This is a genomic window from Magnetococcales bacterium (assembly GCA_015228815.1).
Classification (GTDB): Bacteria; Pseudomonadota; Magnetococcia; order Magnetococcales; family UBA8363; genus UBA8363.
Genome location: JADGCV010000007.1, coordinates 62215 through 84452, shown reverse-complemented (window position 1 = coordinate 84452; position 22238 = coordinate 62215). Strand labels below are relative to the sequence as shown.

The window sequence follows — 22238 nt, the reverse complement described above, 5'->3', positions numbered from 1 at the left end:
CCTTTAATCGATCGTTTCCTGAATCGACACGATTACCGCGAAAGCTATTGAACAATCTCGCTCACAACTCCCGCTCCCACCGTCCGTCCACCTTCCCGGATGGCAAACCTTAATCCCTTCTCCATGGCGATCGGGGCAATCAACGTCACCTCAAGCGCAATGTTGTCCCCTGGCATCACCATCTCGATATCCTTGGGAAGTTCCAGAACACCCGTAACATCGGTCGTCCGGAAATAAAACTGCGGCCTGTAATTGGAGAAGAACGGGGTATGCCGTCCACCCTCCTCTTTCGTCAGAATATAACACTCCGCCTTGAACCTTGTATGCGGTGTGATGGAATTCGGCGCAGCCAGTACCTGCCCCCGCTCCACATCTTCCCGTTTCGTCCCGCGCAGTAGCACTCCGACATTATCACCCGCCTGCCCCTGATCCAGCAGCTTGCGAAACATTTCCACGCCGGTACACGTCGTATTCTGTGTCTCCCGCAAACCAACAATCGCTACCGAATCGCCGACGTTGATCACACCACGCTCGATTCGTCCCGTCACGACCGTGCCCCGACCCGAAATCGTAAACACATCCTCGATCGGCATCAAAAACTTCCCATCCAGAGGACGGTCCGGCTGCGGAATGTAGGCATCGACTTCTTCCAGCAGTTTCACGATGGAGCCATGCCCCATCTCTCCCTCGTCCTCTTCAAGGGCCTTCAATGCCGACCCCGCGACAATCGGTATGTCATCCCCGGGAAACTCATATTGGCTCAAAAGTTCCCGTACTTCCAGTTCAACCAATTCCAGCAGCTCCGGATCATCCACCTGGTCCACCTTGTTGAGATAGACGACCAGTGCGGGAACACCAACCTGACGCGCCAGCAATATGTGCTCTCTCGTCTGCGGCATCGGTCCATCGGCAGCGGAAACAACCAGTATAGCACCATCCATCTGCGCTGCGCCAGTGATCATGTTCTTGATATAATCGGCATGGCCCGGACAATCGACGTGGGCGTAATGCCGCGCTTCCGTCTCATATTCAACATGCGCCGTCGAAATCGTAATCCCCCGTTCCTTCTCCTCGGGGGCCGAATCGATTTGATCATAGGCCATGAACCGTGCGCCACCCTTTCGAGCCAGTGTCTTGGTAATCGCCGCCGTCAGCGTCGTCTTGCCATGATCCACATGCCCAATCGTGCCAATATTCACATGAGGCTTGGTGCGCTCAAACTTTTCCTTGGCCATTGCCGTCCCCTCAACTTTTCACCTTGGCCACGATTTCATCGGCGATCCCTTCGGGAACCTGCTCATAGTGATGAAATTCCATGGTGAACGTCGCCCGTCCCTGAGTCATCGACCGCAAATCGGTCGCATATCCAAACATGTTGGCCAAGGGAACCATCGCCGAGACCACCTGATGCCCCGCAACGCTTTCCATTCCCTGAATCTGCCCACGACGTGAGTTCAGGTTGCCGATCACATCACCCATATAATCCTCGGGAACTTCAACCTCGACAAACATCACCGGCTCCAGAAGAATCGGGACCGCCTTGCGGCATCCATCCTTGAACGCCATCGAGCCGGCAACCTTGAAGGCCATTTCCGACGAGTCCACCTCATGGTACGAGCCATCGAACAACGTTGCCCGAAAATCAACCATCGGATACCCGGCGCGAACGCCGCTGGTCATCGCCTCGGCAATCCCCTTTTCCACCGCCGGAATGTATTCCCTGGGGACAATACCACCTTTGATGGCATCGACAAACTCAAACCCTTTCCCCGGCTCCAAAGGTTCCAATTTGATCCAGACATGGCCAAACTGGCCACGTCCACCAGATTGCCGGACAAACCGCCCTTCCTGCTCGACCGACTTGGTAATGGTCTCGCGATAGGCGACCTGCGGCTTGCCGACATTGGCCTCGACCTTGAACTCGCGCAGCATCCGGTCCACCAAAATTTCCAGATGCAACTCGCCCATCCCGGAAATGATGGTCTGATTGGTCTCGTGATCCACTGCCACACGAAAAGACGGGTCTTCCATCGCGAGCCGCCCCAGGGCAATCCCCATCTTTTCCTGATCCGCCTTGGTCTTCGGTTCGATGGCAATCGCAATCACGGGTTCGGGAAACTTCATCCGCTCCAGAATGATCGGATTCTTGTCGGTACACAGCGTATCGCCTGTCGTGGTATACTTCAACCCTACCGCCGCCGCAATGTCTCCGGTACGAACCTCCTTGATGTCCTCACGCTTGTTGGCGTGCATCAACATCAACCGTCCGATCCGTTCCTTCTTGTCCTTGCCCGAATTGTATACGTAGGAACCCGATTCGAGAATCCCCGAATAAACCCGGAAAAAGGTCAGCGATCCGACAAAGGGATCGGACATGATCTTGAAGGCAAGTGCCGAAAACGGCTCGCCGTCTCCGTGTTGCCGTTCCACCTTCTCACCGGAATTCGCCAGTTCCCCTTCCACAGGCGGCGTATCCACAGGCGCGGGAAAGTAGGAAACCACCGCATCAAGCAACGGCTGCACCCCCTTGTTCTTGAAGGCGGACCCGCATAACACAGGGACGAAGGCACTCGACAGAACCCCTTTGCGAATGCACGAACGGAATTCCTCTTCCGTGATCTCCTCCCCCTCAAGATACCGCTCCATGAGGGCATCATCCGTCTCCAGTGCCCCTTCCAGAAGCCGTTCGCGGTAGATCTCCACCTCTTCCATCATGTCCGCCGGCGGTTCCGTCACCTCATACTTGGCCCCGAGCGTCTCATCCTTGAAAATCAACGCCTTCCGGGTCACCAGATCGACCATGCCAACAAATTTCTCTTCCTCGCCGATCGGCAACTGCAATGGCAGAGGCTTTGTCTTGAGCCGATCCTCCATCATCTTGAGGACGCGCTTGAAATTGGCCCCAAGGCGATCCATCTTGTTGACGAACGCCAAACGGGGAACCTTGTACCGGTCCGCCTGGCGCCAGACCGTTTCCGATTGCGGCTGAACCCCACCTACGGAACAAAAAACCGCGACAGCCCCGTCAAGAACCCTCAATGAGCGTTCCACCTCGATCGTAAAATCGACATGCCCCGGGGTATCGATGATATTGATCCGATGCTCCTGCCAAAAACAGGTCGTGGCGGCAGAGGTGATGGTGATCCCCCGTTCCTGCTCCTGTTCCATCCAGTCCATGGTGGCAGTCCCATCGTGGACTTCACCAAGTTTGTGCGACTTCCCTGTATAATACAGAATACGCTCCGTTACGGTCGTCTTGCCCGCATCGATATGCGCCATGATGCCTATGTTGCGAACCCTGTTCAGTGGTATTTCACGAGCCACGATCTTCCCCTGAATCTTGAGCGTAAGCGCTACCTGCCTGCCAAGCCAAACCGCCTTTGAATCACATTCCCGCGGAACTCACCAGCGATAGTGGGCAAACACCTTGTTGGCCTCGGCCATCCGATGGGTATCGTCCTTCTTCTTCATCGTCGCGCCACGATTGTTGGCCGCATCCATCAATTCCGCCGCCAAGCGCTCCCTCATCGTCTTTTCACCCCTCTGCCGCGCAAAGGTCACCAGCCAGCGGATCGCCAACGCCTGACGTCGGCTGGGACGAACCTCGACCGGTACCTGATAGGTCGCGCCACCAACACGGCGGGAGCGGACTTCAACCATCGGCCGCACGTTGTCCACGGCACTTTTGAACACCTGCATCGGATCTTCATGACCCTTCGTCTTGATGACGTTCAGCGCCCCGTAAAAAAGACGTTCCGCCAACGCTTTTTTACCGTCGCGCATCAAACAGTTCATGAATTTCGTTACCAGGGTATCCCCATACACCGGGTCTCCGAGGACCTCGCGTTTGGGCACTTCGCGGCGCCTTGGCATACCAACCGACTCCTTGAAATTAAAAAAAGACCAGGATTGCCAAACTCGTTACATCCTGATCTTGGCTTGAAACCTCGAACCAAGAGACTACTTTGGCCTCTTCGCACCATATTTGGACCGTCCCTGCCGGCGATTCTGGACCCCTTGCGTGTCCAGGCTGCCACGGATGATGTGGTACCGTACACCCGGCAAATCCTTCACACGACCGCCACGGACCAGAACCACCGAATGTTCCTGGAGATTATGGCTTTCACCCGGAATATAGACCGTCACTTCATGGCCGTTGGTCAAGCGAACGCGGGCCACCTTGCGCAAGGCAGAGTTCGGTTTCTTGGGGGTGGTGGTATAGACCCGGGTACACACCCCGCGGCGCTGCGGACAGGCACCCATCGCCGGAACGTTGGTTTTCTTCTTGATCGCCTTGCGTCCTTGACGGACGAGTTGGTTGAAAGTTGGCATTGCTCAATTCACTCCAAGGTCCCTCGGAACCTTCCGTAGACTTAGCCTATGGCAGAAAAGCCCCTCATATTAACCTTAAATTCCCAGGTGTCAAGCACTTCGTCACAAGATTTCCTAAAAAACCTGAAAATTTCTTCAATTCTCTGTCACCGACAGCACGGTCTCCTCCATCATGGCCCCACGTGCCAGGACCTCCTTGGCCTTGCCTGTCCCTGCCGGGACCAACCGACCGACAATAACGTTCTCCTTCAGTCCGGTCAGCGTATCCACCCGTCCCGAGATCGTCGCCTCGGTCAGAACCCGGGTCGTCTCCTGGAACGACGCCGCGGAAATAAACGATGGCGTGGACAAGGATGCCTTGGTGATCCCCAGCAACAACGGCGTCGCTGATGCCGGATTTCCGCCCCGCTTGCGGACACGCTGGTTTTCAATGTCGAACGCCGTCCGTTCCACAGCCTCTCCCGCGACAAAGGTTGTGTCGCCCGGCGAACGGATCGACACCTTCTGCAACATCTGCCGCACAATCACCTCGATGTGCTTGTCGTTGATCTTCACCCCCTGCAACCGGTACACTTCCTGAATCTCGTTCACCATGAACCGGCACAACGCCTCCAACCCCAATACCTTCAGAATATCCTGGGGTACCAGCGCCCCTTCCATCAACGGTTCGCCGCGACGAACATAGTCGCCATCGTTGACCGCGAGTTGCTTCCCCTTCGGGATCAGATATTCCTTGGCCGCCCCCCCTTCCGGGGTCACGACGATCCGGCGTTTTCCCTTGAGGTCCTTGCCAAAGGTCACAATACCGTCGTTCTCGCAGATGATGGCGAATTCCTTGGGCTTGCGGGCCTCGAACAATTCGACCACCCGTGGCAGACCGCCGGTGATGTCGCGCGTCTTGGAAATCTGCCGCGGCATCTTGGCCACAATGTCTCCCGCCTTGACACGTTCACCCTCCCGCGTAACGATCACCGCTCCGACCGGCAGATAATACTGCACATCCATGCCATTGGCCGAAATCAACGGTTCCCCCGTCTCCGGATTCATCAAGGCAATCCGCGGTCTCATGTCGGTCTTGCGGCCCTGGCTCTTCCATTCCATGACCTCCAGCGACGTCAATCCCGTCGTTTCGTCCATCACCTCGCGCAGGGTCACCCCTTCCTGAAGATCGCCAAAACGCACCTGTCCTTCCATCTCGGTGATGATCGGCGACGCGAAGGGATCCCATTCGGCCAGTTTTCGCCGCGCCTCGATCACCCCCCCGTCCGCCACCGTCAACCGTGATCCGTAAGGGATCCGATACCGTTCACGCTCCCGGCCATGCTCGCGACGATCGTCGTTTCCCCCCTCTTCCACATGACGCACCTCGTGAATCGATATTTCACCGTTGCGCGACAACACCACGTTCTGTCCATTGCGGTCCACCACCGTGATCAGGCCATGGTAACGAACCACCCCCCCCTTGACCGACTCGATGGTCGATTGCTCCACCGTCCGCGAGGCCGTCCCACCGATATGGAACGTTCTCATCGTCAACTGGGTTCCCGGTTCGCCGATCGATTGCGCGGCGATCACCCCCACCGCTTCGCCAATGGCAACCGGCGTCCCCCGTGCCAGATCCCGTCCGTAGCACTTGATGCACACGCCACGTTTGGTCTGACAGGTCAATGGCGAACGGATCACGACCGTTTCGATGTTCGACTGCTCGATCCGGGCGACAATCTCCTCATCCATGATCTCCCCCGCCCGGACCATCAGGGTATCCGTCACCGGATCGACCACGTCCGCCACCGGGACCCGCCCCAAAATCCGATCACCCAGAGACTCGACCACATCATTGCCTTCCAGCAGTGCCGAGGCAGTCAACCCTTCATCGGTCCCGCAATTAATCTCCCGAACGATGCAGTCCTGGGCCACGTCCACCAGACGTCGCGTCAGATATCCCGAGTTTGCCGTCTTCAACGCCGTATCGGCCAGCCCCTTGCGCGCGCCATGGGTCGAGATGAAGTATTGCAACACCGTCAACCCCTCGCGAAAGTTGGCCGTGATCGGGGCTTCGATGATTTCTCCCGAGGGTTTGGCCATCAGACCACGCATCCCCGCCAACTGCCGCATCTGCGCCGCCGAACCCCGCGCCCCCGAATTGGCCATCATGAAGATCGAGTTGAAGGAGGGTTGCTCCACGCTCTTGCCACTCTTGTCCTTCACCTCCTCCGATGAAATGGCACGCATCATCTCCTCGGCAACCCGCTCGGTACACTGAGACCAGATATCGACAACCTTGTTGTACTTTTCCCCCTCGGTAATCAGACCGTCGGTATACTGCTGTTCGATCTCCTTGACCTTGTTCTGCGATTCATCCACCAACGTCTTCTTCGACTCGGGAATCACCAGATCATCCTTGCCAAACGATATTCCCGCCTTGGCGGCCATCGCAAAACCGACATTCATCAACCGGTCGGCAAAGATGCACGTTTCCTTGGTGCCGCACAGGCGGTACACCTGATCAATCAGCGACGCCACATCCTTCTTGGTCTGAAGGCGGTTGATCCGGGAAAACGGCAACTGCGCCGGCAGAATCTCGGTCAACAGGATCCGGCCAACCGTCGCCGATACCCGCTCGCCGCGATAACGGCACGTAATCCGCGCATGCAGGTCCACCACTCCGGAATCATACGCCTGCCGCACCTCCAGGGGCGACGAAAACACCATCCCTTCCCCGCGAACATTGATCCTTTCCGAGGTCATGTAATACAACCCGAGAATGATGTCCTGCGTCGGCACGATGATCGGCTTGCCGTTGGCGGGCGACAGAATATTGTTGGTGGACATCATCAACACCCGCGCCTCGATCTGCGCCTCCACCGACAACGGTACATGCACCGCCATCTGGTCGCCGTCGAAATCGGCGTTGAAGGCGGTACACACCAGAGGATGCAGTTGAATGGCCTTACCCTCGATCAGCTTGGGCTCGAATGCCTGAATCCCCAGCCGATGCAAGGTCGGCGCACGGTTCAACAAAACCGGATGCTCGCGGATGACCTCTTCCAGAATATCCCAAACCTCGGGCCGTTCCTTCTCAACCATCCGCTTGGCCGCCTTGATGGTCGTGGACAACCCCTTCTCCTCCAACCGGTTGTAAATGAAGGGCTTGAACAGTTCGAGCGCCATTTTCTTCGGCAATCCGCACTCATGCAACTTCAATTCTGGCCCCACCACGATGACCGAACGCCCTGAATAATCGACACGCTTGCCCAGAAGATTCAACCGAAAACGCCCCTGCTTCCCCTTGAGCATCTCCGACAGCGACTTCAAGGGACGCTTGTTCGTTCCGGTGATCACCCGTCCACGCCGTCCATTGTCGAACAGGGCATCGACGCTCTCCTGCAACATACGCTTCTCGTTGCGGATGATGATGTCGGGGGCGCGCAATTCGTGCAACCTTTTGAGTCGGTTGTTGCGGTTGATCACCCGCCGGTAAAGATCGTTGAGATCGGAAGTCGCAAACCGCCCCCCATCCAGCGGAACCAGCGGTCGCAGTTCGGGCGGGATCACCGGAATCACCTCCAGGATCATCCATTCGGGACGGTTCCCCGATTCCTGAAATGATTCCAGGGTATGCAGCCTCTTGACGATCTTCTTGCGCCTGGCCTCGGAACTGGTCGCCGTCAACTCCTCGCGGAGCGAATCGATCTGCCCCGGTATGTTCATCCCCGCCAGCATTTCCCGAATCGCCTCGGCGCCGATCCCCGCCTTGAATTCGTCGCCGAATTCCTCCTGCAACTGGTGATAACGTTCCTCCGTCAGCAGTTCCCCCTTCTTCAACGGAGTCATTCCGCCTTCGAGAATCACAAAATTTTCAAAATACAATACCCGTTCCAGATCCTTCAGGGTCATGTCCAGCAACAACCCGATCCGGCTCGGCAACGATTTCAGAAACCAGATATGCGCCACCGGCGAGGCCAGTTCGATATGCCCCACCCGTTCCCGCCGCACTTTCGACTGGATCACCTCCACGCCACATTTTTCGCAAACGACACCCCGATGCTTCAACCGCTTGTACTTGCCACACAGACACTCATAATCCTTCACCGGCCCGAAAATTTTCGCGCAAAAAAGACCGTCCCGTTCCGGTTTGAACGTCCGATAGTTGATCGTCTCCGGTTTTCGCACCTCGCCAAAGGACCAAGCGCGAATCTTTTCCGGAGAGGCTATGGATATGCGAATGCCATCAAAATTCTGCCCCAGACTCGGGCGTGAAAAAATCTTGAAAATGTTCTGCTGTGGATTTTGACTCACATCAAGCTCCCCAATGATCCGATACCGTCATCTTGTCGAAAATCCGAGAACGTACCGCACCGAACGGATCAAGCGCTCCAAGGCTTCACCCCTGGACCCGCCATGGTGATTCATCACTCGGTCGGCTTCAACTCGACATCCAACGCCAGGGATTGCAACTCCTTGATCAAAACGTTGAACGATTCGGGAATTCCCGCCTCGAACGTGTCATCCCCCTTGACGATCGCTTCGTAAATCTTCGTCCGTCCCGCAACATCATCCGACTTCACCGTCAACATTTCCTGCAACGTATAGGCGGCACCATAGGCCTCGAGCGCCCACACCTCCATCTCCCCAAACCGTTGCCCACCAAACTGCGCCTTGCCGCCCAACGGCTGTTGCGTCACCAGCGAATAAGGACCAATGGAACGCGCATGAATCTTGTCATCGACCAGATGGTGCAGCTTCAACATGTAGATGTAACCCACCGTCACCGGTCGGTCGAAATATTCTCCCGTCCGACCATCGATCAGACGCACCTGCCCCGACTCCGGAAGGCCCGACATCTTCAACCATTTGACGATCTCGCTCTCGATGGCGCCATCGAATACCGGCGACGCGGTCGGAACCCCATGGCGCAAATTTTCACCCATCACCACCAGTTCCTCATCGGTCAAAAGCTTGATGTCGTCCTTTTCCCGATGTCCATCGAACACCTTCTCCATGAACCCCCGCATCGGAGCATTCTCCCCCGACCGGGCATATTGGTCCATCACTTCGCCAATCTTCCGTCCCATCCCCTTCGCCGCCCATCCCAAATGGGTTTCGAGAATCTGCCCCACGTTCATCCGCGAAGGGACGCCCAGGGGATTAAGCACAATATCCACCGGCGTGCCATCCTCCAGATGCGGCATGTCCTCGATCGGATTGATCTTGGAAATCACCCCCTTGTTGCCATGCCGCCCCGCCATCTTGTCACCCGGTTGCAGCTTGCGCTTCACCGCGATATACACCTTCACCATCTTCAGCCCACCCGGCGGCAGATCATCCCCACGTTCCAGTTTCTCCACCTTGCCGTCAAACCGCTTCTGCAAATGATTGGCAACCTTTTCCACATGATTGCGGATTCCCTCGATCTGCTGCGTGATCGCGTCGTCCTCAAGCACCAGGCTGTCCCACTTCTTGGGGCCCAGCCGGTCCAGAATCTCCTCGGTCAACACCGCCCCCGGAACAAATCCACTCCCGCCACGAACCGTCTTGCCAACGAGCATGGCACGGATCCGGGCATCGGCATCCTTCTCGATGATCCGTCGTTCCGCCACCATGTCCTTGCGCAGACGGGCAATCTCCTCCTGGTCGATCAACTTGGCCCGATCATCCTTTTCCAGCCCTCTCCGGGAGAAAACCCGCACATCCACCACCGTTCCCGATACCCCGGGTGGCAGCCTCAACGACGTGTCACGAACATCCGAAGCCTTTTCACCAAAAATCGCCCGCAGCAGCTTTTCTTCCGGAGTCAATTGGGTTTCCCCCTTGGGGGTCACCTTGCCCACCAGAATATCACCCGCCTTGACCTCCGCCCCGACATAGATGATCCCTGACTCATCAAGGTTCCTCAGGGCATCCTCGCCGACATTGGGCATGTCGCGAGTAATCTCCTCGGCCCCCAACTTGGTGTCACGGGCCATCACCTCGAATTCGTCGATGTGGATCGACGTAAACACGTCATCCTGCACCAACCGCTCGGAAATCAGGATCGAATCTTCGAAGTTGTAGCCGTTCCAGGGCATGAACGCCACCAGAACGTTGCGTCCCAGGGCCAACTCGCCCCACTCGGTACTGGGACCATCGGCGATGATGTCCCCCTTGTTGACCCGTTCCCCGGCCCGAACCAGCGGTGTCTGGTTGATACAGGTGTTCTGGTTGGAACGGGAAAACTTGATCAGATTGTAAATATCGACCCCCGGCTCGGTCGATCCCGGCTCCTCGTCCGCCTTGACGACAATCCGTGACGCCTCGACCTCCTCCACCACTCCCGTCCGGCGACACACGATCGTCACCCCGGAATCGCGGGCCACCACCCCCTCCATGCCCGTCCCCACCAACGGCGCATCGGTCTTGATCAGCGGCACCGCCTGTCGCTGCATGTTCGACCCCATCAGCGCCCGGTTGGCGTCATCGTTCTCCAGGAATGGAATCAGCGCCGCCGCCACCGATACAATCTGTTTGGGCGACACATCCATATATTGGATCCGGTCGGGACTGGCCGCCGAAAACTCCAGCTTGTGCCGGCATTGAATCAATTCACCCTTGAACCGGCCTTCCTCGTCCAGCAGGGCGTTGGCCTGGGCAATGACATAGTTCTCTTCCTCGATGGCGGAAAGATAGGCCACTTCACCCCGCACCTGCCCCCCCTCCACCCGACGGTAGGGACTCTCGATAAACCCGAACTCGTTGATCCGGGCATAGGTCGAAAGGCTGTTGATCAGGCCAATGTTCGGTCCTTCCGGAGTCTCGATCGGACAGATCCGGCCATAATGGGTCGGATGGACGTCACGCACCTCGAATCCCGCCCGCTCACGGGTCATCCCCCCCGGTCCCAACGCCGAAAGGCGGCGCTTGTGGGTGATCTCCGACAACGGATTGGTCTGGTCCATGAACTGCGACAGTTGCGACGAGCCGAAAAACTCCCGAATCACCGCCGAAAACGGCTTGGAGTTCATGATGTCGTGCGGCATCAGGCTTTCCGTGTCCGCCGAGGACATCCGCTCGCGAATCGCCCGCTCCATGCGCACCAGTCCAATGCGCACCTGGTTTTCCAACAACTCTCCAACCGAACGGACACGCCGGTTTCCCAGATGGTCAATGTCGTCCACACGCCCATGGCCATCCTTCAATTTCAAAAGGACATCCACCACGCTCAAAATGTCGTCCTGGCGCAGCACCCGGGTCTCCAGCGGACACTCCACGTTCAACCGCTTGTTCATCTTCATCCGGCCAACCGCCGACAGATCGTAACGGTCCGGATTGAAAAACAGGTTGTTGAACAGATTGGTCGCCGCCTCCACCGTCGGCGGTTCCCCAGGACGCATCATCCGGTAAATGTCGATCAGCGCCTCTTCCTGCCCCTGATTCTTGTCAATATTGAGCGTCGCGACCAGATAGGCGCCGATATTGACATGATCAACATACAAAACGTCAATGCCGGTCAGCCCCGCCTGATCGATTTCGACCAGGACCTCCTCCGAAATTTCCTTGCCCGCCTCCAGCAACAGCCGTCCCGCCGAATCCTTCAGATCGACCGCAATGTGCCGCCCCACCAGATCCTCCGCCGGAACCTGAATCCACTCCAGTCCCAACTCCTTGATCTTGCGTACCGCCCGCGCCGTCACCTTGCGCTTGGGCTTGACCAGCTCCTCCCCATTGTTTGGATCGACAATGGCAAAATTGGGCCGGCTCCCGATCAGACGATCGGCGTCCAGTTTCTTTTCCCAGATCACCCCCGTCTTGCGGTAGGATTCAAGATCGTAGAACCGCGCCAGAATCTGTTCCGAGGTCATCCCCATCGCCCGCAGCAGCGTCGTCACCGGCAACTTGCGTCTCCGGTCGATCCGGGCAAACAGGTAATCCTTCGGATCGAATTCAAAATCAAGCCACGAACCACGATAGGGGATGATCCGCGCCGAAAACAAAAATTTTCCCGAACTGTGCGACTTTCCCTTGTCGTGATCGAAAAACACCCCCGGCGAACGGTGCATCTGCGATACGATCACCCGCTCCGTCCCATTGACGATGAACGTACCCGTCGGCGTCATCAAGGGCATCTCGCCCAGATAGACGTCCTGCTCCTTGATCTCCTGTACCGTCGTCGCCCCGGTATCGGGATTCTCCTCCCAGATCACCAGACGAAAAACCACCTTCAACGGCGCCGAAAAGGTCATCCCCCGTTGCAGACATTCTTCCATGTCGTACTTGGGTTCGCCCAGGCTGTAATTGACATACTCAAGGCTGATGGTCCCCGCATAATCCTGAATCGGAAATACCGACCGGAATACCCCGTGCAAACCCATGTCATCGCGCTTCTCCAACGGCGTCTCTTCCTGAAGAAAACGGGAGAAGGATTGCTTCTGGATGGCAATCAGGTTGGGAATGTCGATGATGGTCGGAATCTGACCAAAATTTTTACGGAGCCGTTTCTTTTCGGTGAAGGTGAGGGCCATCGGATCTCCTCGGACGTCGCGTTAAGGAGGCTTTTTCTACCGCATGCCGGGCCGGGATGGCGGACGTGGAAAACGGCCAGCCATCGGCGTTCCCATCGGGTATTGCCTGTGCCAAAGCCCCTGGCACGGGAAGCCTTGTCCCGCCCAGGGGCTCAACGGACCAATATGCAACCTTGAAAGACAGGTTACTTGATTTCCACCTTGGCGCCCGCCTCCTCCAATTCCTTGCGGAACTTCGCCGCATCTTCCTTGGAAACCCCTTCCTTGACCGTCTTCGGCGCCCCCTCGACCAGATCCTTGGCTTCCTTCAACCCAAGACCCGTGATCGTCCGCACCGCCTTGATGACGTGAATCTTCTTGTCACCCGCATCGGCCAGGACCACCGTGAATTCCGTCTGCTCCTCCGCCGGAGCGGCGGCTGCCGCCTCCGATGGCGCCGCCGCTGCCACCGCCACCGGTGCCGCCGCCGAAACCCCAAACCGCTCCTCCAGCGCCTTCACCAGTTCCGACAGTTCCAGAACCGTCATCCCCTCGATCGCCGCAACCAACTCACTCTTCGACATTCCCATGGATTGTTTCCCTCCAAATCATTTTCGATACAGGCGTAACGCCTGACAATGTTCATTCTCCGACACTGCTCAGACCGCCGCCGTTTCCTTGGATTTGCGAATCTGATCCAGGACCCGCACCAGCCCCGCCGGCACCGCCGCAAGGACCCCGACAAAATTCTGAATCGGCGCGTTCATGGTCCCAAGAAGTTTCGCCAACAGCACCTCGCGCGACGGCATCGTCGCCAGTTTCGCAACATTCTGGTCATCCAGAACCTGACCGTTCATCACGGCCCCGCGAATGACCAGCGTCGGAAAATCCTTCACAAAACCGGACAAAACCTTCGCCGGCGCCACCGGATCGGCAGAAAACGCCAACCCCGTCGGGCCACGCAACAATTCCGTCAGATTCGCAAACGGAGTCCCCTCCGAGGCCCTCCGGGCCAGCGTGTTCTTGACCACCCGATACTGACAGCCATTGTCATGCAACCGCTTGCGCAACGTCCCCATCTGCGAAACCGTCAACCCGCGATAGTGCGTCGCCACGACGATGGCCGATCGATCCATCAGTTGACGTACTTCATCAACAATGACTTCCTTCTCATTTTGTTTCACCAATCATCCTCCTTTCGATCCTCCCAGGCCTGTTCCCGTCTCCAGGTTCCATCGATCCGGACTGTCCCAAAGTCCAAGGACAATCCTCGTGTTTCGCGCTTGTATCTCAATCGTTACCAAGGCGATCGTTCCAAGGAAAACAAAAACCCCAGGCAGGCAGTGCGGCGTCGGACAATGCCGACAGACAACGTCCATCCCAAAAGGAGTGCCTAAATCGCGTCATCCTCTTAGTCTCGGCAGGCAAGGCTGCGCCCAATTAAAGAACGGTCGATCGACAATCCACCGTTCCACCTGAGTCATGGACGAAAATGATGCTTTCAAACGGTGTTCAGATCGACCTGGATGCCAGGTCCCATCGTGGAACTCAACGTGACTCGTTTCATGTAGGAACCCTTGGAAGATGCCGGGCGCAACTTGCGCAACTGCTCGATCAACGCCCGAATATTCTCTACCAGCTTCACCGCATCAAACGAAACCTTGCCGATCCCGGCATGGATGATCCCCGCCTTCTCGACCCGAAACGCCACCTGCCCCGCCTTGATGTCTCCGACCACCTTGGCGACGTCAAAGGTCACCGTCCCCAGTTTCGGATTTGGCATCAGACCACGGGGGCCAAGGACACGACCCAATCGTCCCACCACCCCCATCACGTCCGGACACGCCACCACCCGATCGAATTCGAGCCAGCCGCCCTGGATCTTGTCCACCAGTTCCTCAGCCCCCACATGGTCCGCCCCGGCGGCCATCGCTTCCTTGGCCTTTTCCCCCTTGGCGAATACCAATACCCGAACCGTCTTGCCCACCCCATGCGGCAGCGCCACCGTGCCACGCACCATCTGGTCGGCATGACGCGGATCGACCGTCAGATTGACCGCAAGATCCACGGTCTCGTCAAACTTGACCCGGCTCACCTTCTTGAGCAACTCCACCGCCTCGGGAAGGGGATAGAGATCGGTCCGCACCACCTGCTCCCGGATTTCCCGCATCCGTTTTCCACGCTTTGCCATATCCCTTTACCTTCCCTTCAGACCACTTCCAGTCCCATGGAACGCGCCGAGCCCGCAATGCTTTGTTTGGCCCCCTCGATATCCATCGCATTCATGTCGGGCAGTTTGACGCGGGCGATCTCCTCCACCTGCTGCCACGTCACCCGACCCGCCTTCTCGCCACGCCCCGGCGTCGCGCTCCCCTTGCTCAAACCTGCCGCCTTCTTGAGCAGAAACGCCGCCGGCGGCGTCTTCATGACAAAGCTGAACGTCCGATCCTGGTAGACCGAAATCACCACCGGCACCGGCGACCCGGGTTCGAGCTTCTGCGTTTGCGCATTGAACGTTTTGCAAAATTCCATGATGTTCAAACCATGCTGACCCAGCGCGGGTCCAACCGGTGGACTGGGTTTCGCCTGGCCCGCCGCCACCTCCAACTTGATATAGGCCGTTATTTTCTTCGCCATCTCGCAACCATCCTCGCCTGAACATCCATCCCCGACGGATCACCGCGTCCTCACGCCAGATCCACCCACCGTCACCCGCAATCCGTTACCCGCCTACATCCCCGAACCACCTACAGCTTTTCAACCTGGATAAAGTCCAGCTCCACCGGCGTCGCCCTGCCGAAAATACTCACCGATACCTTCAACCGGCTCTTGTCCTCGTCCACCTCTTCCACCACCCCGTTGAAAGAGACAAACGGTCCGTCGGTCACCCGCACATTCTCGCCCACAAAGAAGGCAATCTTGGGTTTGGGTTTCTCCATCCCCACTTCCACCTGACGCATGATCTTTTCCACATCCTTGTCGGTCAACGGATGCGGACGCCCGCCACCTCCAAGAAATCCGCTCACCTTGGGAATGGAGTTGACCATGTGCCAGGTCTCGTCGTTCAACTCCATCTTGACCAGGACATAGCCGGGAAAAAACTTGCGTTCCGAAGTGATCTTCCGCCCCTGCCGCAACTCGACGACATCCTCGGAAGGAATCAAAATCTCATCGAACAAATGACCCACCCCGGCCAGACGTACCCGCTCTTCCAGGGATGACTTGACCCGCTTCTCGAAACCCGAATAAGCGTGAATGACGTACCACTTCTTGGCCATTGAAAACTCTTTCGTGGATTGGCCCGATGCGTACCCAACCGCTGGAGAGAATACGACCGCCAACCGGCGCTCCCCCTCCCATCAACCGATGATCGATTGAACCACCAAGGCCAGGATGGCATCCACCATCCATAGAAACAGGGACACCAGGATCACCATGCCAAAAACCACGACCGTGGTCTGCGTCGTGTCCTTGCGCGTCGGCCAGATCACCTTTCGGACCTCCGCGCGAACATCCAAAAGATACGCCTTGAATTGGGCTACACGTTCCATCGAACATCTTTCCTTCGTCCGAACGCCGGCGGTTCAGGCCACTCGATCAAACCAATGTTTTATCGTTATCAATTTCGAGGTCCACCCTGAAACGGAACGTTCAACGCTCCGATCCGACAACCCGGAATGAAACCCGTATCCGGTCCCTCCCGAGGTTGCCCTTGATCGTCGGCTTCTCGAAATCAAACATGATCGGGGCATCCCTTCGGTCCCCCATGCAATCGCGGGCCTGTCAAGAAATCGGGATTTACGGATAGGGTCCCGGAACGATTCCGAACCAGACCACCCGAACATGGCAGGACAGGAGGGAATCGAACCCCCAACCCTCGGTTTTGGAGACCGATGCTCTGCCAATTGAGCTACTGTCCTACATTCCCGTTTCCGTTCAGGCGGAAGGTTTACTTGATCTTGCCCTCCTTGTGAAGGGTGTGTTTGTGGCAAGAAGAACAGTATTTCCGGAAGGCCAATTTGTCCGGGGTATTGCGTTTGTTCTTGTCGGTCGTGTAGTTGCGCCGTTTGCATTCCTCGCAACAAAGGCTGATCAGGTCTCGCATCAACTGGCTCCAGCAATCACTGTCCTCGGTCAATCCCTGAAATACAACACGCATCGGCAACCATTCAAACAGAAACCGGCTGCCGATGCGTCTCTTGATTCACGATCAGGCGATCACGTCACTGACCACACCGGCTCCGACCGTCCGTCCACCCTCGCGAATGGCAAACCTCAACCCCTTCTCCATGGCGATCGGGGCGATCAGTTCCACCTCCAGGGTCACATTGTCCCCTGGCATCACCATTTCGGTCCCTTCGGGCAGCTTCAGGACACCCGTCACGTCCGTGGTGCGGAAGTAGAACTGCGGACGATAGTTCGAGAAGAACGGCGTATGACGCCCCCCTTCCTCTTTCGTCAGGATGTAGCATTCCGCCTTGAATTTCGTATGCGGGGTAATCGAGTTGGGGGCCGCCAAAACCTGTCCCCGTTCCACGTCTTCCCGTTTGGTGCCACGCAACAGAACCCCGACGTTATCGCCCGCCTGCCCCTGATCGAGAATCTTGCGAAACATCTCGACCCCGGTACAGGTCGTGATCTGCGTATCCTTCAATCCGACGATGGCCACCGAATCACCCACGTTGACCACGCCACGCTCAATCCTTCCCGTCACCACCGTGCCACGGCCCGAAATGGTGAACACGTCCTCGATGGGCATCAAAAACTTGCCGTCCAGCGGACGGTCCGGTTGCGGAATGTAACTGTCCACCGCATCCAGAAGTTTCATGATGGAGCCGATCCCCTGGTCGCTGTTGTCCTCTTCCAGCGCCTTGAGGGCCGAACCGACGACGATGGGAATGTCATCCCCGGGAAACTCGTATTGGCTCAGCAGTTCACGGACTTCCAATTCCACCAGTTCCAGGAGTTCCGGATCGTCCACCTGATCCGCCTTGTTCATGTACACCACCAGCGCCGGCACTCCGACCTGCCGCGCGAGCAGAATGTGCTCCCGGGTCTGAGGCATGGGGCCATCCGCCGCGGAAACCACCAGGATCGCCCCGTCCATCTGGGCCGCGCCGGTGATCATGTTCTTGATGTAGTCCGCATGACCAGGACAATCCACGTGCGCATAATGGCGCGCTCCCGTCTCGTACTCGACATGGGCAGTGGAAATGGTAATTCCACGTTCCTTTTCTTCCGGCGCCGAGTCGATCTGGTCATACGCCATGAACTTGGCTCCACCCCGCGCCGCCAGCGTCTTCGTGATCGCGGCCGTCAGGGTCGTCTTGCCGTGATCGACGTGGCCGATGGTTCCGATGTTGACGTGGGGTTTGGTACGCTCGAATTTTTCCTTGGCCATGCCACTTCCTCCTTAAGAGGCTTCAGATTAATTGCACGAAAGCTCAGGCTCCCGCTTGATTCCCTGCCGTAAAAATCTTGGAGCCCATGATCGGGATTGAACCGATGACCTCTTCCTTACCAAGGAAGTGCTGCTGCCACTGAGCTACATGGGCTTGACATGATGGCCCGCCTTACATATCCAAGCCTGACACTCCGGGACCGCTTCGGACCAGCCTGGAGCGGGTAGGGGGAATCGAACCCCCGTGTTCAGCTTGGAAGGCTGACGTTCTACCATTGAACTATACCCGCATGCGGACGAACCAAAATCGTGAGTCGTCGCAGAATATCAGAAGATGCCCCCCTTGCGCAATCCGTGGCGTCCGTTCTTCTTGGAAATCGTCCAGATTGCGCACCATTGTTCCGGGACATCCCGGATTTCGATGGTGGAGGGGGAAGGATTCGAACCTTCGAAGGCTGAGCCGGCAGATTTACAGTCTGCTCCCTTTGGCCGCTCGGGAACCCCTCCATAATAAGGAACCAGGGAGTCTCGGCCATGAGACCACCTCTTGTCAAGAACTTTCATCCGCTCCGTCTATTTTTTCCCCACCGATCCCCTCCAATATCGTCACCAACCCCTTCGCCCCCACCTCATGGGGGTTGCGATAAAAATGGCGCACGTTCCCCTGGAAACACGCCGTGTCCATCACCCCCATCGCCAGGGATTCACCCGCCACCTCCAACACCATGTTTCCTTCCAGAACATGCAAATATTCCTCGCTTCCCGGCGGATGCGGCTTTCCCTCGTAACTCCCCCCCGGCACCAGAGTGAAAATCAACTGCGTAATGTGAAAGGCGTGGGGCGGCGAAATCGTCACCGCCCGATAGGCCCGATCCCCCGATTCCACAACCCCCATCGTCCGCGATGGCCAGTGCTGAATCTTGCGCTGCGCCGACTCGATCAATTGATCCACCGTCATCCCCAACGCATTGGCAATCTTGAACACCACCGCCAGACTCGGATTGGCATCGTCCCGCTCCACCGTCGCCAAGGTCGCGCGCGGTATTCCCGAAAGATCCGCCAACTGCTTTTGCGTCAGCTTTCTTTGCGACCTCAACGATCGAATCCTTATCCCAACCAGGTTGCTGATCAATCCATCCTCTCCTGAAGCCCCTTTATCGGGCGACCGCCTTCTTAGTTGCTTGACCAACAATTTTGACGATATATCATTTTTTCCTCTTGACGCAACCCCCAATAACCGGTTTAATGCCGTCAAGGCCGAAGTGCCGGAACGTGCCGTCCAGCAGCCCCGGCCCAGTCGGTTCATTCCCGGCTCCAAACCCGATTTCATTCTTCATCAGCGACCGATTCCATGGAGACCCCTCATGAGTGTACTCGTCACCAAGCCGGCCCCCGAGTTTACCGCCACCGCCGTCATGCCCGACAATTCCTTCAAGGATGACTTTTCCCTCGCCAGCTACAAGGGAAAATATGTCGTCCTGTTTTTCTATCCCCTCGACTTCACCTTCGTCTGTCCGTCCGAGATCATCGCCTTCGATCACCGCCTGAAGGAATTCAAGGATCGCGGCGTCGAAGTCATCGGTGTTTCCATCGACTCCCACTTCACCCATCTGGCCTGGAAAAACACCCCCGTCAAGGACGGCGGCATCGGCAATGTCCAGTATCCCCTGGTTGCCGACATTTCCAAGGACATCACCAAAAACTACGATCTCTACTTCGGTCCCGGGATCGCGCTGCGCGGCTCCTTCCTCATCGACAAGGGAGGAATCGTCCGCCACCAGGTGGTCAACGACCTTCCGCTTGGACGCAATATCGACGAAATGCTGCGCATGGTCGATGCCCTTCAGTTCACCGAAACCCACGGCGAAGTGTGCCCCGCCGGATGGGACAAGAAAAAACCGGGAATGAAAGCCTCCATCCAGGGGGTGGCCGAATACCTCGCCTCCCACGCCAAATCACTCTGAGCCCCAACCCGGCCCCAACAAGGAGACATCCATGCCAACCGTCAATCGCTACGTCGATATTTCCACCGTGGACAAGGAAGCCAAGAAAGACTACATCGACCGGCATTCCCCATTCATCCACTGTGCCGCGTCCGCCAAGGCGGGTGAAAAGTTTCCGGTCACCGTCCGCATGGGTAAGGAATATGCCCACCCGGATGATCCGGATCATTTCATCAAATCGATCCAACTATATAACGGCGCCACCCTTCTCGGCGAAGCCAATTTCACCTCCGGCATGATGGGCGGGGCCGGGGCCAAGGGCAATGCCGAAGTCACCTTCAACATCGTCGCCGCCGCCGGCACCCTGAGCCTGACCGCCATGTCCTACTGCACCAAGCATGGCATTTGGGAATGCGCTCCGGTCGCCGTCACCGTCGCCTGACACCACGAGGGAAATTGCCCCCAGGGTTTCAGAAGAAACCTTGGGGCTTCGCGCCAAACCCCACCGGGAAGGGGAAACCCCTTCCCGGACCCATCCGCGCTATCCCATCCTTGCCCCACCCCAATGGCCCATGCCCATTCGAAACTGAATCGCCTCGGCCATGTGTTCGACCGCAATATCACGCGCACCGGCCAGATCGGCAATCGTCCGCGCGACCCGCAACAATCGACCGTGGGCGCGTGCCGAAAAACCGAGCCGTTGCCCCGCATCCAGAAGAATACGTTGCGCCGGTCCCGCCAGAACGGCATGGTTTTCCAGGGCCCGTCCGTTCAAGGCGGAATTGCGTATCCCGGCGCCATTGCGCGCATATTGCGCCATCCGCGCCTCCTCCACCCGGAGGCGAACCTTTTCCGAAGTCTCGCCCGAAGGGAGCGCCACCAACACCTCGGTGGGTACCGGCGGAACCTCCACATGAAGATCGATGCGGTCCAACAAAGGTCCCGACAACCGTGATTGATAACCGATCACCTGGGCCGGAGAACAGCGGCACGGACGTCCCCCATGGCCCAAATGACCGCAGGGACACGGGTTGCAGGCGGCCAGCAACTGAAAATCGGCGGGAAAGCGGGCGCGGTAACTTGTCCGGGAAATGTGGGCCCTACCCGATTCCAACGGTTCGCGCAATACCTCCAGAACCGTTCGGCTGAATTCCGGGATTTCATCAAGAAACAACACCCCCTTGTGCGCCAGACTCACCTCGCCCGGATGCGGCTGGCCACCTCCCCCCACCAATGACTGTTTCGAAGCGGTGTGGTGCGGTGAACGAAAGGGACGGGTCGCCACGAACGGTCGTGCCGCGGACAACCGTCCCGCCACAGAGTGAACCGCCGTCACCTCCAACGCCTCATCCAGCGTCATTTCGGGCAGGATCCCCGGAAAGGCCCGGGCCAGAAACGTCTTCCCCGACCCCGGAGGGCCGGTCATCAGCAGGTTGTGCCCCCCCGCCGCGGCAATTTCCAAGGCCCGCTTGGCGTATTCCTGTCCCTTGATTTCGGCAAGATCGGGAATCTCACTTCGGTCCTTATCCCGCCAGCCACGCCAATCGGTCGCCGGCAACGGCGCCAGCAACGACTCCCCCAGCAAATGCCGCACCAGATCCATCAACGTTTCCGGGGCATGGACCGCCAGATCCGGCGTCAAAGCCGCCTCGCTGCCGTTTTCCCGGGCGACCACCAACCGGCCAAAACCGTTTCTCCGGGCAAAAAGCGCGACGGGCAACACCCCCGGAACCCCGCGCAAACGTCCATCCAGGGACAACTCACCATAGAACAGGGTACCCGCCAGGCAATCGGCGGAGAGTTTATCCATGGCCCCCAGCAATCCGAGGGCCATGGGCAAGTCATAGGAAGATCCCCCCTTGGGAAGATGGGCAGGGGCCAGATTGATGGTGATCCGCTTCGCCGGCAGGTGAAATCCCGAATTGCCCAGGGCGGCCCGCACCCGATCCTTGGCCTCCCGCACCGCCCCCTCCGGCAAACCCACGATCCCCAACGTCGGCAATCCGGGGCTGAAATCGACCTCAACCTCGACGGAAACGGCCTCAATACCATCCAACGCCACCGTCTGCACCCGGGTCAGCATGA

General features: G+C 57.7%; 18 protein-coding genes and 4 tRNA genes. 2 read left to right on the top strand and 20 right to left on the bottom strand.

Annotated elements, in window-relative coordinates; genetic code table 11:
- Window positions 1–44: 44 nt before the first annotated feature.
- The 19 genes from tuf (HQL76_04495) to HQL76_04405 all read right to left on the bottom strand — a co-directional run bounded on the left by tuf (HQL76_04495) (window position 45) and on the right by HQL76_04405 (window position 19306).
- Window positions 45–1235: an elongation factor Tu gene (gene tuf, locus HQL76_04495; GenBank protein ID MBF0108412.1), complete on the bottom strand. Its 1191-nt coding sequence runs from the start codon at window positions 1233–1235 to the stop codon at window positions 45–47.
- Between the two features lie 10 nt (window positions 1236–1245).
- Entirely contained in the window at window positions 1246–3324 is a 2079-nt protein-coding gene (gene fusA / locus HQL76_04490; protein ID MBF0108411.1) for an elongation factor G, read from the bottom strand.
- A gap of 78 nt (window positions 3325–3402) precedes the next feature.
- Window positions 3403–3873: a 30S ribosomal protein S7 gene (gene rpsG, locus HQL76_04485; GenBank protein ID MBF0108410.1), complete on the bottom strand. Its 471-nt coding sequence runs from the start codon at window positions 3871–3873 to the stop codon at window positions 3403–3405.
- A gap of 87 nt (window positions 3874–3960) precedes the next feature.
- On the bottom strand, window positions 3961–4332 hold the full coding sequence (locus HQL76_04480) for a 30S ribosomal protein S12 (protein ID MBF0108409.1): 372 nt from the start codon (window positions 4330–4332) through the stop codon (window positions 3961–3963).
- A 135-nt stretch (window positions 4333–4467) separates the two neighbouring features.
- Window positions 4468–8607 carry a DNA-directed RNA polymerase subunit beta' gene (rpoC, locus tag HQL76_04475; protein ID MBF0108408.1) on the bottom strand — a complete coding sequence of 1380 codons (4140 nt, stop codon included), beginning with the start codon at window positions 8605–8607 and terminating at the stop codon, window positions 4468–4470.
- Between the two features lie 137 nt (window positions 8608–8744).
- Window positions 8745–12830 (bottom strand): DNA-directed RNA polymerase subunit beta, encoded by a 4086-nt coding sequence (gene rpoB, locus HQL76_04470; GenBank protein ID MBF0108407.1) that lies wholly within the window; start codon window positions 12828–12830, stop codon window positions 8745–8747.
- 185 nt (window positions 12831–13015) lie between these two features.
- Window positions 13016–13393, bottom strand: coding sequence for a 50S ribosomal protein L7/L12 (rplL, locus tag HQL76_04465; protein ID MBF0108406.1), 378 nt, complete (start codon window positions 13391–13393; stop codon window positions 13016–13018).
- A gap of 75 nt (window positions 13394–13468) precedes the next feature.
- A complete protein-coding gene (gene rplJ / locus HQL76_04460; GenBank protein MBF0108405.1) occupies window positions 13469–13993 on the bottom strand; it encodes a 50S ribosomal protein L10 in 525 nt (174 codons plus the stop codon).
- Window positions 13994–14310: 317 nt separating this feature from the next.
- A complete protein-coding gene (gene rplA, locus HQL76_04455; protein MBF0108404.1) occupies window positions 14311–15000 on the bottom strand; it encodes a 50S ribosomal protein L1 in 690 nt (229 codons plus the stop codon).
- 17 nt (window positions 15001–15017) lie between these two features.
- The gene (gene rplK, locus HQL76_04450) at window positions 15018–15446 is read right to left on the bottom strand and encodes a 50S ribosomal protein L11 (protein MBF0108403.1); all 429 of its coding nucleotides are present in this window, start codon (window positions 15444–15446) and stop codon (window positions 15018–15020) included.
- Window positions 15447–15556: 110 nt separating this feature from the next.
- Window positions 15557–16087 (bottom strand): transcription termination/antitermination protein NusG, encoded by a 531-nt coding sequence (nusG, locus tag HQL76_04445; GenBank protein ID MBF0108402.1) that lies wholly within the window; start codon window positions 16085–16087, stop codon window positions 15557–15559.
- Between the two features lie 81 nt (window positions 16088–16168).
- Window positions 16169–16360, bottom strand: coding sequence for a preprotein translocase subunit SecE (gene secE / locus HQL76_04440; GenBank protein MBF0108401.1), 192 nt, complete (start codon window positions 16358–16360; stop codon window positions 16169–16171).
- A gap of 293 nt (window positions 16361–16653) precedes the next feature.
- Window positions 16654–16729, bottom strand: a tRNA-Trp gene (locus HQL76_04435).
- A gap of 29 nt (window positions 16730–16758) precedes the next feature.
- Window positions 16759–16914 carry a 50S ribosomal protein L33 gene (gene rpmG / locus HQL76_04430; protein MBF0108400.1) on the bottom strand — a complete coding sequence of 52 codons (156 nt, stop codon included), beginning with the start codon at window positions 16912–16914 and terminating at the stop codon, window positions 16759–16761.
- A gap of 105 nt (window positions 16915–17019) precedes the next feature.
- Window positions 17020–18210: an elongation factor Tu gene (gene tuf, locus HQL76_04425; GenBank protein MBF0108399.1), complete on the bottom strand. Its 1191-nt coding sequence runs from the start codon at window positions 18208–18210 to the stop codon at window positions 17020–17022.
- 78 nt (window positions 18211–18288) lie between these two features.
- Window positions 18289–18364 (bottom strand) — tRNA-Thr (locus HQL76_04420).
- Window positions 18365–18426: 62 nt separating this feature from the next.
- Window positions 18427–18500, bottom strand: a tRNA-Gly gene (locus HQL76_04415).
- Between the two features lie 132 nt (window positions 18501–18632).
- Window positions 18633–18717 (bottom strand) — tRNA-Tyr (locus tag HQL76_04410).
- A 43-nt stretch (window positions 18718–18760) separates the two neighbouring features.
- Window positions 18761–19306 (bottom strand): helix-turn-helix transcriptional regulator, encoded by a 546-nt coding sequence (locus tag HQL76_04405; GenBank protein MBF0108398.1) that lies wholly within the window; start codon window positions 19304–19306, stop codon window positions 18761–18763.
- Between the two features lie 268 nt (window positions 19307–19574).
- Here HQL76_04405 and HQL76_04400 point away from each other — a divergent pair, with 268 nt between their 5' ends.
- Both HQL76_04400 and HQL76_04395 read left to right on the top strand, forming a co-directional pair.
- Window positions 19575–20174: a peroxiredoxin gene (locus tag HQL76_04400; GenBank protein ID MBF0108397.1), complete on the top strand. Its 600-nt coding sequence runs from the start codon at window positions 19575–19577 to the stop codon at window positions 20172–20174.
- A gap of 31 nt (window positions 20175–20205) precedes the next feature.
- Complete coding sequence (locus tag HQL76_04395) at window positions 20206–20595, top strand: class II SORL domain-containing protein (GenBank protein ID MBF0108396.1); 390 nt, start codon at window positions 20206–20208, stop codon at window positions 20593–20595.
- A gap of 99 nt (window positions 20596–20694) precedes the next feature.
- Here the strand turns inward: HQL76_04395 and HQL76_04390 are convergent, their stop codons facing one another.
- Entirely contained in the window at window positions 20695–22236 is a 1542-nt protein-coding gene (locus HQL76_04390; protein MBF0108395.1) for a YifB family Mg chelatase-like AAA ATPase, read from the bottom strand.
- Between the last annotated feature and the right edge of the window lie 2 nt (window positions 22237–22238).

Coding starts and splice junctions, on each gene's coding strand:
- tuf (MBF0108412.1), bottom strand. CDS start 1,235: ATGGCCAAGGAAAAGTTTGAGCGCACCAAGCCTCATGTGAATATTGGC.
- rpsG (MBF0108410.1), bottom strand. CDS start 3,873: ATGCCAAGGCGCCGCGAAGTGCCCAAACGCGAGGTCCTCGGAGACCCG.
- HQL76_04480 (MBF0108409.1), bottom strand. CDS start 4,332: ATGCCAACTTTCAACCAACTCGTCCGTCAAGGACGCAAGGCGATCAAG.
- rpoB (MBF0108407.1), bottom strand. CDS start 12,830: ATGGCCCTCACCTTCACCGAAAAGAAACGGCTCCGTAAAAATTTTGGT.
- rplL (MBF0108406.1), bottom strand. CDS start 13,393: ATGTCGAAGAGTGAGTTGGTTGCGGCGATCGAGGGGATGACGGTTCTG.
- rplA (MBF0108404.1), bottom strand. CDS start 15,000: ATGGCAAAGCGTGGAAAACGGATGCGGGAAATCCGGGAGCAGGTGGTG.
- rplK (MBF0108403.1), bottom strand. CDS start 15,446: ATGGCGAAGAAAATAACGGCCTATATCAAGTTGGAGGTGGCGGCGGGC.
- nusG (MBF0108402.1), bottom strand. CDS start 16,087: ATGGCCAAGAAGTGGTACGTCATTCACGCTTATTCGGGTTTCGAGAAG.
- secE (MBF0108401.1), bottom strand. CDS start 16,360: ATGGAACGTGTAGCCCAATTCAAGGCGTATCTTTTGGATGTTCGCGCG.
- rpmG (MBF0108400.1), bottom strand. CDS start 16,914: ATGCGAGACCTGATCAGCCTTTGTTGCGAGGAATGCAAACGGCGCAAC.
- tuf (MBF0108399.1), bottom strand. CDS start 18,210: ATGGCCAAGGAAAAATTCGAGCGTACCAAACCCCACGTCAACATCGGA.
- HQL76_04400 (MBF0108397.1), top strand. CDS start 19,575: ATGAGTGTACTCGTCACCAAGCCGGCCCCCGAGTTTACCGCCACCGCC.
- HQL76_04395 (MBF0108396.1), top strand. CDS start 20,206: ATGCCAACCGTCAATCGCTACGTCGATATTTCCACCGTGGACAAGGAA.
- HQL76_04390 (MBF0108395.1), bottom strand. CDS start 22,236: ATGCTGACCCGGGTGCAGACGGTGGCGTTGGATGGTATTGAGGCCGTT.